We start from the raw sequence: 13592 nt of genomic DNA, 5'->3' as shown, positions 1-13592 counted from the left end.
CGCTCAGGCCATGGACTCCGCGGCGTCGTCTTCGGCGAGGATGCGGTAGACGGTGGCGACCGAGGGGTGTTCGCCCTTGTTCTTGCCCGAGGTGATGACGAGTTTCTGGGCGATCTGCGGTACGGGCACGCCGTTGGCGCGCAGGCTGCGGGCGTAGCCGGCCATGTCGTCGTCGACGACCTTGGGGCGTCCGCCGTGACGGCCGCGCTCGCGGGCGGAGGCCTGGCCCTCCAGGGACTTCTCCCGGATGTACTCGCGCTCGGACTCGGCCATGCCGGCGAAGAACGCGAACAGGGCGGCGCCGTGCCCGGACGGGTCGTACACCCCCTGCAAGCGGGTCGCCATGAAGATCAAGAAGGCCAAGGAAGAGCTGGAGGAGATCCGGCTGGCCGAGCGGGAGATCGTCGAGGCCCTGATCGGGAACTACCGCACCGTGCTCAAGAACCTCGACGACGGCGGCCCCGCCCAGGAAGCGCTGGCGAAGGCCGCGGCGATGACCGCCGAGGCCGTGAAGGCCCTGGACGGCCTGGACGAAGCGGCGCCGGTGGAGGAGGTCGCCCGGCGCCTGGGAGGCGAGGTCTCCCCGGCCGTGCTCGCCCTGGCGAAGGCCCAATTGGTGCAGGCCGGCGGATTGGGGGCGGTCACCAAGGCGGTGGAGGTCTTCGGCGGATTCGCGGGGCAGTACGAGAGAATCGAGAAGGTCGCCGCGCATCACGGCAACTTCTGGGAAGTGCTGCTGTACGGTCAGCTCGGCCGGGACCGGTCGGTCATGTTCGACCTGGCGGAGAAGCTGGAGTTCACCACCACCTCCGAGGACGGTCGGGTGCTGGCCGCGCTCGCGCACGCGATGCGCCACGAGAGCGCCCGCGGCGAGTACATCAGCGCGCTCGGCGAGCATGGCAAGCAGATCGACATCTCCTTCGCCACACAGAACTGGCGCAAGGCCGTGCTCGACAAGACGCGGCCGGGCCGGTTCGCCCGCAAGCACTTCGAGGCGATGGTCTTCACCCACCTCGCCGAGGAGCTGCGCACCGGGGACGTCGCCGTGGTCAGTTCGGAGGAGTACGCCGACTGGTCCGAGCAGCTGCTCGCATGGGAGGACATCCAGGAGAAGCTGGCCGACTACCTCGTGGAGGTCGGGCTGTGCGAGGAGGGCGAGGCGAGTGCTTTCGACGCGGGCTCCTTCCGCCGACAACTGGAGGACAAGCTGCGCGGCGCCGCCGCGGCGGCCGATGCCGGGTATCCGGACAACGAGGGCCTGGTCATCGCCCCCGAGACCGGCATCCCCTCACTCAAGCCGCACCGTTCCGAGGGGCAGCGGCCCTCGGCGAAGCGCCTGGAGCAGGAGGTCAAGGCCCGGATGCCGGAGCGCACGCTGATGGGGATCGTGGCCCGCACCGCATACTGGGTGGAGTGGTGGCGCCGCTTCGGCCCACCGTCGGGCAACGACCCCAGGCTGAAGGACCCGTTCGGCCGCTACGTGCTGACCACGTTCGTCAAGGGCACCAACATGGGCCCGTACGAGGCGGTCAGGCACATCCCCGGGGTGTCCAGGCATGAGCTGTCGTACGTGGCCAACCGGCACTTCTCCATCGCACTGCTGAACGAGGCCGTCGCCGACCTGGTCAACGTGCACGCCCGCCTCGACATCTCCCAGGCCTGGGGCGACGGCACCGCCGTGGCCGCGGACGGCACCCACATGGACACCTACCTCAACAACCTGCTCGCCGAGACAAGCGTGCGCTACGGCAAGGCGGGCGGCATCGCCTACCACCACATCTCCGACACCTACATCGCGCTGTTCACGCACTTCATCCCATGCGGGGTATGGGAGGCCGTCTACATCATCGAGGGCCTCCTCAAGAACACCAGCGAGGTCAAGCCGACCACCGTGCACGCCGACACACAGGGCCAGAGTGTGCCCGTTTTCGCCCTGGCGCACCTGCTGGGCTTCGACCTGATGCCCAGGATCAGGAACTGGAAGGGCCTGACCTTCTACCGCCCGTCCAAACAGAGCAGTTACGTCCACATCGACTCGCTGTTCGGTGAGCCGGGCAGACACGTCATCGACTTCGACCTGATCGAGTCCCAGTTCCGGCACCTGATGAAGGTGGCCGTGTCCGTGCGCGAGGGCGCCATCTCCTCCTCAACCCTGCTGAAGCGGCTGCGCTCGGGCTCGCACAAGAACTCCACCTACACCGCGTTCCGCGAGGTCGGCCGTGTGATCTGCACGGTGCAGCTGCTGCGCTACCTCACCGACGCGCCGCTGCGCCGGCGGGTGACGGCTGCGACGAACAAGGTCGAGTCGTTCAACCGGTTCTCCCAGTGGGTCGGCTTCGGCAACCAGGGCGTCCTCGCCGACAACGACCCCATCGAGCAGGAGAAGGCGATGAAGTTCAACGCCCTGCTCACGAACGCGGTGATCTTCCACAACGCCCTGGACATCGCGGAGATCGTCCGTCAGCTCCTGGAGGAGGGCTGGGAGATCGACCCGGAGGACCTGGCCCACATCTCCCCGTACTTGACTGAGCACATCAAGCGGTTCGGCGAGTACTCCACCCACGAACTCGGCATCCAGCCCGGCCCGTACGACCCCAAGCTCGACGTCGACTTCACCCAGCTCCGTGACCGGGACCTGCGAGCCGAGGGTTTCGGCACAGCGGCCTGACCGGGCAGGGGAGAGACTCGCTACGCATGGCTGAATCGTCGGCTCCGGGGCCGGTTCCCTACCGGCCCCGGAAGAGTACGCTCGATTACGTACCGTGAGCTGTCCAGGCTGGATGGAACTGGCCACAGCGGCGACTCCGGCGGACAGACGCGAATCGAGGCGACATCCGAACGTTCCGTCAGCGGGCATGACACGGCTCCTTGAGCCAGCCCTCATCTAGGCTCGCCTCTCGTGCGTTCACGGCGTGCCCGGCCCCCGCTCGTGCCGCGTGTCCGGGAGGCGACGGAACGGACATTCGATGTCTGTCACCCGCCATGGCGTCCTCGCCTCCCAGGCCGTGCTCGACCTGGCCTGGCGTGCGGATGGTTTCGACGTCCTCGAACTGCTGCATGATCTGACCGGACATGTGGTCGGCCAGCTGGGTGTGTACTCCGCCCTCACCATCCTCGACGAGACCGGCCAGGTCGACTACCTCACCGCCTCCGACGAAACGTGCCGGCGTCTGGAAGAAGACCAGATCGAACTGGACGAAGGTCCCTGCCTGGACAGCACCCGCACCGGCAAGGCGCTGGCCCCGGCCCTGCTGCACACCAGCGTCGCCCACCAGCGCTGGCCCCGCTTCACCCCCCGCGGCCTGCGCGCTGGCATCACCAGCGTCGCCGCCGTCCCGCTGCGCACCCCCCACCATCCGCTCGGCTCCCTCAATCTGCTCAGCACCGCGCGCGTGCCCACACGGGAGGACCTGCGCCTGGCGCAGGCGCTGGCCGACGCTGCCGGGATCAGCCTGCACCACCGGCAGGCCCTGCTCGCCAAGGAGGAGATCATCGGCCAGCTGGAGACCGCCCTGGAATCCCGCATCGTGATCGAACAGGCCAAGGGCGTACTCGCCTCGCAGCTGGGCATCGACATGGACGAGGCATTCGCCCGGCCGCGCCGCCACGCTCGTTCCCGTCAGCAGAAACTCACCGTGCTGGCATCCAACGTTGCGCACGGAGACATCCCGGCCGACCTCACCATGACACCGTGACATGCCCCGCGACGACCGGGACGGCGCCACCGGCGACGCCCCTCTCCCTCATGACGGCCTGACCGCATTCCTGGCCCGCGCGCACCTGGCCGCCCGCAACGGACACGGCGCGGAGTGCGCCGTCCCGCCCGGCGCCGCCCGCCAGTTCGGCCTGGACGCTCTCACCCTGAACATGCTCGCCCACGACGGCCACCTCGAACTGCTGTGGTGCGACCCTGACACGGGCCTGGGCCCCGACCTGGACACCCTGCAATACACCCTGGGCGACGGCCCCACCCTCGAAGCCGCACAGCACGACCACCCGGTGATCGAACCAGACCTGCCTGCCACCGACCCGGCCCGCTGGCCCCTCTTCCTGCCAGCCGCCGCCCGCACCCCCCTCCGTGCCGTCACCGCCACCCCGCTGCGACTCGGCGCCGCCACCATCGGCGTCCTCACCGGCTACCGCACCACCCCCGACCCCCTCACCACTGCCCAACTCCACGGCCTGGACCATCTGGGCCGCACCCTGCTCCTCCTGCTTTACACCGAACTGACCACCCCGGCCAGCACCCGCGGACCGGGCACCGGACTGCGGCTGTACCGCGCCGAAATCCACCAGGCCACCGGCTTCCTCGCCAACCGACTCGGCATCCCCCCGGGCCAAGCCCTCTACCTCCTGAGAGCCCACGCCGCCACACACGACCAACCCCTGCCACACCTCGCCCGCGCCGTCCTCACTCGCCGCCTGCCCCCCGACACCTTCAAACCCCAGTAGCCACCACGACAGCCCCAAGGCACCCGCACACTCCACACCCCTGGAACGCCCACACGCACGACCGACGCCGCATCCGCTGCCTGTCGGTAAAGGATCGTTTGACGACAGGCGGCAGGCACGTCCAATGAACCCGTGCAATCCGGGGGTTCGCGGCGGCTCGAATCCAATCGGATCCGATGGTGATTGCTGACAGGGTTTGACGACAGATAGGGTCCGATCCTCCGTACGGAAGGGGCCCCACGGTGGCGAACCTGGTCTACAAGCGGGTCTCGACCGACACACAGTCGACCGACCGGCAGAACCTCGTCCTGGACGAGGCCGGCATAGAGGACCCGGTCGTCTTCGAGGAGGCCGCAGGCACCTCCAGCCGCCTCCACCCGCTCCAGCGTCCGAAGTTCGGTGAGCTGCTCATCTACGCGCGGCCGGGCGACACCGTGCACATCTCCGAGATGTTCCGCCTCGTGCGCGGCGCCGGGCACATCCTCGAAGTCCTGCACCGCGACCAGCTCGCCCTGCGCATCCACGACGGCGCGTTCTCCGCGATGGACCTCACTGCCCGCCACCCCCGGACCGGCGAGCTGCTATCCACCGTAAAGTTCATGGTGCAGACCCTCGCCGCCGCCGGCGAACTCCAACGCGACCTCCAGCGCGAGCTGACCTACGACGGACTGCGGGCCGCCGAGGTCAAAGGCAACAAGGGCGGACGCCGCCCCGCGGTGGCGGCCGCGAAGACCGACGAGGTACGCACCACGTACCTGGAAGGGCGCTCCATCGCCGCCCTCGCCCGCGAGCACAGGGTCAGCCGAGGCGCCATCCGCACGGCCGTCGCCGACCTCCTGCCCGACCACACCGCCAGCGAGGAGGACGCGCCCGCCCTGGCGCTGCCGGTCACCCTCGACATGCCGGGCATGGTCGCCGACCACCTCCGCACCACCGAGCTGGAGCCCGCCGAACGTGCTGCGCTCGACCAGGGGACGACCGTACGGCGCGGCCAGGGCTATACCCTGCGCGTCAGCGTCGTCCCCGCCGTACACCGGCAGCTACTCGCCCGCTGCCAGCCGCTCGACGGCACCCAGGGCGTCCCGGCGGTCCCGGCCCAGCGCAAGGCCCGCCGCGAGTACGAGCACCGCGTCAGCTCCCTCGGCCAGTGACCCGGCCACCCGCTCGCTGCCGCAGCCTGGCAACCCAGGGTGCCATCCCTGCCGTTCCTGGACCGGGCTCGTTAGGGGTGATGGCGGCACGATCGGAGAACAGCAGATCCTTCAGAGACACATACAGGATCCGGCCCAGGCTGTCTTTCAAGAGGATTTCGTTACCCGTCATGGTCGCGGCCATCTCCACCATCTCAACGGTCTCCCCGTCATAGCGGAGGTACGTACCAACTCCCGCCCGGGCGCCAGCCCTGCTCATACCGCTCTCCTCATCACGTGCGAAGAGCTTAAGCAGTTGCGACCCAGCTCAGGGGAGACTCAGGGCAGGCCGGCCCTCCTTGGAACGCGACCACACCGACGGCCGAAGATCACCAACAGCACCTCTTCCGTGATGGCTACGGCTTTGGCTGCGCATCGGTCCTGCGGCTGGATGGCCCTATGGGCAATTTGAAACACACTGAAGGCAATTTCACGAGGAAGATATGACTGCCTCGTTGAGTTCATACAGATGTGCTATCGGGCCGAACTCGACCCATGCGCAGACAGTCGATTGATACAGGGCGGCACCTCGACAGATCGGCAAATCACATCCACACGACGGTCGGACCAGGTCATCACTGTCGCGTCTGATCATCCCTGCGAGGTCAGTGATTCGAGCGTGGTCCACCGGGGCGCCGCAGGTCAAGATACGCAGCCACTGGTCGATCTCTCGACTAAGTTTTTTGGCACGTTCGAGCCACTCATTGACACAGTTGGGGCCTCTGTATGCGACTCCGATATGGCCCCAAAGCTGCGCGCTAGTCAGCACCTGCTGCCCGATACAGATGGCGACAGAGGTGTCCTCATCGTGGTCGATAGGAAGCGAGCACGCGATCGACCGGACAACCTCCTGAGTCAGCATGGATCCAGGATCGGGTGCAAACCAGGCCAACGATGAGCAGACCGCCCGGCAGAGGACCTCAACTGCAGATGACTCGGGAGCCGGACCTTCATAATATGTGGCTCGCAGCAGGTCGACGAGGCTAGCCTCACACCTTGCAACATCAGCTGAGATGACGCTTCCGTCGGTCCGTGCGCAATATCCGACGATCAAAGCCTCGCCGGCGTAGGTTGCGAGCGTGAAGAACATTGCGAAATTGGCCCGGCCCACCAGGGAACTCTCGGCATCCTGAAGCGTCGCATGCCAGGGCGGAGCGTATACGCCGATCAACAGCATGCAGCGCCGCCTGACCAGCCAGAAGCTTTCCGCCGCCTTATCCAAGGTGTAGAGAATGTTCGATGTCTCACCCTGGCAGAACTCTTTCGGGTAGGAGCAGTAGTCCTGGGCGAGCGTGGTGACTTCCAGCAGGGCGGCATATGCCTGAGCTGACACCAGCCTACCCTCGCGGGTCTCTGAAAGTGTCTGAACAGCTGAGGGCATGATCCCGGCCCATGTCTGCCAGCACCGCCATAGAAGGTAGGCGTCGATTGATCCGTCATCATCGGTGAATCCCCAGCGCGCCGAGGTATCCCCGTCCGGGTCGGGAGCAATTTTTTCGGCATCATTGAGACCGAAAAACCTGTAAGTGGCGTCGGTGTAGGCGCGTGACGGTTTCAGGTCTTCACGCAAAAGGCCTTCCACGTAGTGGACGTCGATGCCGGCGGATGTCACCCGGTCGGCCCACCCGTCCAAGCGGTACGTCGGCGGCGCCGATACGTCGTCAATCATGAGGACGTAGGTGAAGTAGGCGTGCATGGCACGAATATGATATTTGTCGTTGTAAAGCAGGAATGCGCATCGCGAGTATCCTGCACCGGCATCGTTTCGATCAATTGTGGGGGATAGCGATTTCCATGGAACGTTCCGGCGGAGCCATTTATCTAGATCTTCGTTATCGTAAGCGGAGCGCGCTGAAACAATGGCAGGCTGGAGATATCGCGGAACCCCCTGGAGGTATTCGTCGTACTCATCCCCGATCGCGGGTTCAAGGACATCACCGATAATTCGGCTTGTGCCCCGCACCCACGCCGCGACGACATCTGGGGAATTTAGTGCCCGATTCTCCAGATGTGAATGCCAGTACTCGGCGACCTTGCGTCGCTCTGCGACGTATTTGCCGATTTCGGGTCGCAAGGTATACGAGACCCGAGGGCCTTCAGTCCTTACCGTGCCCGCACCTGCAATGTCGCCATATTGAGCGATGGTGTCCGCCATTACCCATCGGACTCTTGGCGTAAGCGACCAAGGATCATCCTCACGGATGTTCATCACTCGATCTGTCCTTTCGGAGGGGCATAGCCGGTTTGGCATCCACCAAAACCTCAAAGCATGACTGGCAAACAGATTCAAAGCTCGGCGGCGGGGAGGCCCGCCTGGCCTTTTACCGGGAGAATCTGCGTATTTCAGAAAATTGCGGCATGCTCGGCTAGGTCGGGGAAACGATTGCTTCCAGCATGTCTTCCGGGACAGGCTCACAACAGGCTGCCCGGGGGGGCGTAGGAGCGTGAATAGGAGCGGCATCGGCGCACACGCATATGCCAATTGAGCTGTTTCGGAGGTCAAGAGCGTCCCGGGGAGGCGTATGCCAGCCGACGGCGTGGGAGGGGCCTCTGTCCGTCTTCACCCTGACCTGGAACACGGGGCAGAGCAGTACCTTCTCCGGCAACCGCAACGTCACCATCGCCGGCGGTGTCAAGCAGGTCGTCACCACCGGCACCATGACCTACGGCCTCTTCGCCGGCGACCCCTTCATCCAGACCACCACCGGCGCCTCTCCCAACTTCACCCTGTGTGAACTCGGCCTCGCCAGCATCTCCAGCGACCTATCCCTCACCATCACCTGACCGGGAGGGGAGGACTCCACTCCCGGAAAGGAGCTGACCTGCCGGTCGTGGCCGTCAGATCAAGCGGTGAGCCGGGGTGAAGACCGGCAGGGCCGCCCAGCCGCCCTTGCCCCAAGGTCCCGGTAGACGTCTGGGAAGCGAAGCGCGGCAGTGACCAGGACCGCGCTCCGGACACACCCCTCGGAGCACGTCCGCTGCGACTGCCCTGATTCGCCCTCTGAACTGGGGCGCAACTGCTTTAGCGTTGTCTTTTCGGCTCACCAGTATGGGACCCCCACTGCGCGGAGACTCCCCAGGTCAGCGCCACCGCCGAAACCTACCGACGGGTTACTTGGGTCACGCCCCGACCATGATCGTTCTCACCGGGACTTCCTGTACCCCAACTACTCACACCCGAACATGCCGAAGCGGTCCATCCACTGGACGGTGCGCTGGTCGGTCTCGGCATGCTCGGGAGCGATGGCATAGGGGAAGGGACAGTAGAAAGCCGGGATCTGCGTGAACGCTGCCGACCGTGAGATGTCCATGGAGGGGCCTTCACTCGTGGCTGGGTGCGGGTGGGGAGTCCGCTGGCGACGGAGTGAGAGGTGGGTGCAGGGTCATGAGCATCGCGCTGGGCGCCATGGTGCCGCTGGCGATCTCCTGGACGGGCCGGGCGCCGGGCGCCGGAACGAGCCGGAAACGGGTGGGAACCGTGGCGAGGACCAGCGCCATCGACATGCGGGCCAGGGGTTCACCGGCGCACAGCCGTGTGCCTGCTCCGAACGGCATGAACATGCGGCGCGAGACCGTCCTGGCTTCCTCCCCCGACCAGCGGTCAGGAGCGAATGTGTCCGGCTCGGGGTAGACAGACGGGTCGCGGTGCAGAGCGGTGATGCTGATCAACAGCTCACTTCCCGCCGGGATCGGTGCTCCGGCCAGCACCACGTCCCGGGTCGTGCGGCGCATGACGATCCATCCGGGATTGTGCAGCCGGAGCGCCTCGTTGATGACCTGACGGACGTACGACAACCCCGGCAGGGTCCTCTTGGACACCCGGCCGCCGTCGAGAACCGTCTGGAGTTCGTCGCGAAGCCGCTGCTCAGCGTGAGGATGCCGGCCGACTTCGTGGAAAGCCCATCCCAGCGTGTGGCCGGTGGTGTCGCCCCCGGCAATGAGGAGCGACAAGACCTCGTCGCGCAGTTCCCGGTCAGTCATCGGCTGCCCGCGCTCGTCCCGTGCCGCCATCAACATCGATAGCACATCGCGATGCTCGCGCTCATCGGCCCGGTAGGTGTCGATGACTGAGATCAGCGCATTCTCGAGCCGATCGCGTGCTGCTGTGAACTTCCGGTTGCCTGGCGTGGGGAGCTTCTCCAACACATCGCTGGGAATGACAGTGCGCATTCCCACGCCCCTCATGAAATCGGCGATCGAGGCTTGGATGGCTTCCGCCTCGCCGACCGCCCGGTCCGAGGAGAACAGAGTGGTGGTAATCAGCGCGACGGCCAGACTGTCCATTTCCCGGGCAACATCCAGAGTCATCCCAGTGCGCCAGGATCCGATCCGCGTTTCGATCACTGTGAGAAGGGCGTCGAGGTCGTATCCAGGGCACGAGTGGTGGAAGACAGGCTGGACCATTCGTCGCTGCCTCAGGTGGAATGCCCCGTCGGATGTTCCCAGACCATTGCCGACCAGCGGCCGCAGCTTGCGGAAAAACCTTCCGCGGGCGAACGTGTCGCCGCCGTCGCTGAGCACCTCCCGTGCCACTGTGTGATCGTTAATCAGGTAGGCCGGTGTCCGGCCCAGACGGAGCCTCAGCAGGCCGCCTTCACCTCGAACATCCTCTACAAAGGCGAGGCGTCGCAATGCCAGTGCCGGGATGTGCCCCACCAGTGGGAGTCCGCCGGATGCGGTTGGCGGATCAGCCATGGCGATCATAGCGTTCCTCGCAGGCCCTTGGAGGAGATACACAGGAAGGACGCCGTCTCATGGGGTTCCTCGCTTCTGTCGGAAGGTGCGTGATGGCTGGGCCAGTTCGCGGGGTAGGGCGAAGTGCTGGTGTTCTTCCGCGGCTTTGACGGTCTCGACGTCGCCGTACCCGCGCTGGGCCAGCCATTTCAAGACGCCGTCGACCAGGATCTCCGGAACAGAAGCACCGGAGGTCACACCCACCGTGGTCACCCCGTCTAGCCACGCCTCATTGAGCTCCTCGGCGTAGTCGACCAGGTACGACGCCTTCGCACCGGCGCCGAGGGCGACCTCGACCAGCCGCTTGGAGTTGGAGGAGTTGCGGGACCCGACCACGATGACCAGGTCGGATTCCGCGCCCATCTGCTCGACCGCGATCTGCCGGTTCTGCGTCGCGTAGCAGATGTCGTCACTGGGCGGCGAGAGCAGGTTCGGGTAGCGGCCCTTGAGGGCGTCGACCGTCTGCATCGTCTCGTCGACCGACAGCGTGGTCTGGGAGAGCCAGACGGCCTTGTCCGGGTCGCGCACCTCGACATCGGCGACGTCCTCGGGGCCGTCGACCAGTGTGATGTGCTCGGGTGCCTCGCCGCTCGTACCGATGACTTCTTCGTGGCCCTCGTGGCCGATGAGGAGGATGTCGTAGTCCTCCTTGGCGTAGCGGAGGGCTTCCTTGTGGTCCTTGGTGACCAGCGGGCAGGTCGCGTCAACGACCGTCAACTGGCGCCGTGCGGCGCCCTTGTGAACGGCTGGGGCGACGCCGTGCGCGGAGAAGATGACGATGCTGCCCGGTGGCACCTGGGAGGTGTCCTCGACGAAGACCGCGCCCTTCTTCTCCAGGGTCTTGACCACGTATGTGTTGTGGACGATCTCGTGGCGCACATAGACCGGCGCCCCGTACGCTTCCAGCGCCTTCTCCACGGTGGCGATGGCCCGCTCCACCCCGGCGCAGGCCCCGCGCGGGGTGGCGAGCAATACTCGCTTGGGGCCGGTCACGAGGCCCGCTCCACGGCCAGCGCCGCGATGCGCCGCAGTGTGACGATGGCGGCGGGCGGGAGCGGGGTCCCCTCCAATGCGGTCAGGGCCTGCTCGTACCGGGCAGCGATCATGGACTCCACGGTGGTGCGGGCCCCGGTGGCCTTCAGCACGTCCTGGATGCGGGCAGCGCTGGTCTCGTCAAGGCCCGGATCGCCCACCAGATGTGTCAGAAGTGTCTGTTGGGCCCCGGTGGCGCGCTGGGCTGCCAGCGCCAGCAGGACGGTGTGCTTGCCCTCGCGCAGATCGTCCAGGACCGGTTTGCCGGTCTGCTGGGGATTGCCGAAGACGCCCAGCAGGTCATCGCGGAGCTGGAACGCTTCACCCAGGGGCAGGGCGAACCGGCTCAGAGACTCCAGCAGCACCTCGTCGGCCCCGGCGAGGACGGCCCCGGTGTGCAGGGGGCGCTCCACCGTGTACTTCGCTCTCTTGTAGCGGATCACGCGCAGCGCCGTGTTCAGGTCGGTGGCGGGCCCGAGGGGAGCCAGCAGGTCCAGGTACTGGCCGTAGATGACCTCCTGGCGCATTGCCGCGAGAACCTGGCGCAGGGCGGTGCGGCAGGCGGGCGGAGGCTCTGCGCTGTCGAGGAGTTCCTCACACCAGGCCAGGGCCATGTCGCCGGCCAGGATCGCGCCGCAGGTTCCCCACCAGGCGGCAGCACGGCTGTCCGGGTCCGGATGCCGGGTGGCGAGGGTGCGGTGGACGGTGGATTGTCCGCGGCGGGTGGCGGAGCGGTCCATGATGTCGTCGTGGGTGAGGCAGAAGGCGTGGAAGAGTTCCAGTGCCGCCGCCGTGCGCACGATGGGTCCGGTCTTGCCGCGGCCGCCGGCGGCGTGCCAGCCCAGGACACACAGCAGCGGGCGCAGCCGCTTCCCGCCCGCATCCAGGAAGCGGCGCAACTGACGGGGAATGTCCTCGGGGAGCCCGTCTGCCTTCGCGGCCTGGGGCTTGAGGTGCAAGAAGTCGTGCAGCACCTCGTCGACGTGGGTTTGGGCGGCGCCCAGGTCCAGCGGCTGGACCGTCAGGGAGGGCACGGTCACGGTACATCACCTGCCTGCGGGAACTCGGAGTCGTCGTCGGGGTGTTCGGCCAGGCGCAGGGCCTCGGTGAGGAGGGTGTCGACGATCTTGGCTTCGGGGACTGTGGTGATGACTTCGCCGCCCCGGTAGATCTGTCCTTTGCCGTTGCCGCAGGAGACGCCGAGGTCGGCTTCACGGGATTCGCCGGGCCCGTTGACCACACACCCCATCACCGCGATCCGCAGGGGGTGGGGGAAACCGTCGAACGCGGCCTCGACCTTGGTGGCGAGGGTGTGGAGGTCGACCTGGAGGCGGCCGCAGCCGGGGCAGGAGACGATCTCCAGCCTGCGCGGCCGCAGGCCGAGGGAGGCGAGGATGTGGTGGCCGGCCTTTACCTGTTCGACGGGGTCGTCGGAGATCGAGACGCGGATGGTGTCGCCGATACCGTCCGCGAGGAGGATGCCGAAGGCGACAGCGGACTTGATCGCGCCCTGGGAGGCCGGTCCGGCCTCGGTCACTCCCAGGTGGAGGGGGTAGTGGCAGCGTTCGGCGAGCAGCCGGTTGGCGGCGATCACCGTTCGCGGGTCGTGGTGCTTGACCGCGATCTTCAAATCGGTGAAGCCGTGCTCCTCGAACAGCGAGCACTCCCACAACGCAGACTCCACCAAGGCCTCAGGCGTGGCCGATCCGTGCTTGGCGAGCAGACGCGGATCTAGGGAGCCGGCGTTCACCCCGATACGGATGGGCACCCCCGCCGCCGACGCGGCCTTGGCGATCTCGCCGACCCGGTCGTTGAACTTCTTGATGTTGCCTGGGTTCACCCGTACCGCCGCACACCCGGCATCGAGGGCGGCGAAGACGTAGCGGGGCTGGAAGTGGATGTCGGCGATCACCGGGATCGGTGATTTCGCCACGATCTGGGGGAGAGCTTCGGCATCGTCGGCGGAGGGCACCGCGACGCGGACGATGCCGCAGCCGGCGGCGGTGACTTCGGCGATCTGCTGGAGGGTGGCGTCCACATCTGCGGTCACCGTGGTGGTCATGGTCTGCACGCTGACCGGTGCGCCGCCCCCACCGGCACGGCACCGACCTGGATCTGCCGTGAGGCACGGCGCACCGGAGTCGTGGTGGGCACGGCGGGCATCCCGACGTTGATGGTGGTCAT

Annotated in this window: 10 protein-coding genes and 1 pseudogene; 5 read left to right on the top strand and 6 right to left on the bottom strand. The window is 66.6% G+C overall.

From position 1 onward, the window contains the following. Positions 1 to 3: 3 nt before the first annotated feature. Positions 4 to 345: a hypothetical protein gene (locus C9F11_RS45250; RefSeq protein WP_249402359.1), complete on the bottom strand. Its 342-nt coding sequence runs from the start codon at positions 343 to 345 to the stop codon at positions 4 to 6. On the opposite strand from C9F11_RS45250, the gene C9F11_RS45245 reads away from it, so the two are divergent. The 4 genes from C9F11_RS45245 (at position 344) to C9F11_RS45230 (ending at position 5603) form a co-directional block, all read left to right on the top strand. Continuing rightward, complete coding sequence (locus tag C9F11_RS45245) at positions 344 to 2668, top strand: Tn3 family transposase (protein WP_138968293.1); 2325 nt, start codon at positions 344 to 346, stop codon at positions 2666 to 2668. The two genes, C9F11_RS45250 and C9F11_RS45245, sit on opposite strands and share 2 nt — an antisense overlap. A 298-nt stretch (positions 2669 to 2966) precedes the next feature. Beyond that, positions 2967 to 3695 carry a GAF and ANTAR domain-containing protein gene (locus C9F11_RS45240; RefSeq protein WP_138968291.1) on the top strand — a complete coding sequence of 243 codons (729 nt, stop codon included), beginning with the start codon at positions 2967 to 2969 and terminating at the stop codon, positions 3693 to 3695. A gap of 1 nt (position 3696) precedes the next feature. Next, positions 3697 to 4452, top strand: a complete 756-nt coding sequence (locus C9F11_RS45235; protein WP_138958063.1) for a GAF and ANTAR domain-containing protein — start codon at positions 3697 to 3699, stop codon at positions 4450 to 4452. Between the two features lie 242 nt (positions 4453 to 4694). Continuing rightward, positions 4695 to 5603 carry a recombinase family protein gene (locus C9F11_RS45230; RefSeq protein ID WP_138968289.1) on the top strand — a complete coding sequence of 303 codons (909 nt, stop codon included), beginning with the start codon at positions 4695 to 4697 and terminating at the stop codon, positions 5601 to 5603. A gap of 469 nt (positions 5604 to 6072) precedes the next feature. On the opposite strand, the gene C9F11_RS45220 is transcribed toward C9F11_RS45230, so the two are convergent. Beyond that, positions 6073 to 7797 (bottom strand): hypothetical protein, encoded by a 1725-nt coding sequence (locus tag C9F11_RS45220; RefSeq protein WP_138968287.1) that lies wholly within the window; start codon positions 7795 to 7797, stop codon positions 6073 to 6075. Positions 7798 to 8117: 320 nt separating this feature from the next. Here C9F11_RS45220 and C9F11_RS45215 point away from each other — a divergent pair, with 320 nt between their 5' ends. Beyond that, a complete protein-coding gene (locus C9F11_RS45215) occupies positions 8118 to 8426 on the top strand; it encodes a hypothetical protein (RefSeq protein ID WP_138968285.1) in 309 nt (102 codons plus the stop codon). 537 nt (positions 8427 to 8963) lie between these two features. On the opposite strand, the gene C9F11_RS45210 is transcribed toward C9F11_RS45215, so the two are convergent. The 4 genes and pseudogenes from C9F11_RS45210 to ispG form a co-directional block, all read right to left on the bottom strand. Beyond that, positions 8964 to 10346, bottom strand: a complete 1383-nt coding sequence (locus C9F11_RS45210) for a cytochrome P450 (RefSeq protein ID WP_138968283.1) — start codon at positions 10344 to 10346, stop codon at positions 8964 to 8966. 48 nt (positions 10347 to 10394) lie between these two features. Beyond that, positions 10395 to 11369: a 4-hydroxy-3-methylbut-2-enyl diphosphate reductase gene (locus C9F11_RS45205; RefSeq protein ID WP_138968281.1), complete on the bottom strand. Its 975-nt coding sequence runs from the start codon at positions 11367 to 11369 to the stop codon at positions 10395 to 10397. After that, on the bottom strand, positions 11366 to 12448 hold the full coding sequence (locus C9F11_RS45200; RefSeq protein WP_138968279.1) for a polyprenyl synthetase family protein: 1083 nt from the start codon (positions 12446 to 12448) through the stop codon (positions 11366 to 11368). The genes C9F11_RS45205 and C9F11_RS45200 overlap by 4 nt, the downstream gene beginning before the upstream one ends. After that, a pseudogene (ispG, locus tag C9F11_RS45195) lies at positions 12445 to 13592 on the bottom strand (flavodoxin-dependent (E)-4-hydroxy-3-methylbut-2-enyl-diphosphate synthase). The gene C9F11_RS45200 and the pseudogene ispG overlap by 4 nt, the downstream one beginning before the upstream one ends.

It is taken from the genome of Streptomyces sp. YIM 121038, from assembly GCF_006088715.1.
GTDB lineage: Bacteria > Actinomycetota > Actinomycetes > Streptomycetales > Streptomycetaceae > Streptomyces.
This window is presented reverse-complemented; position numbering and strand designations above follow the sequence as displayed.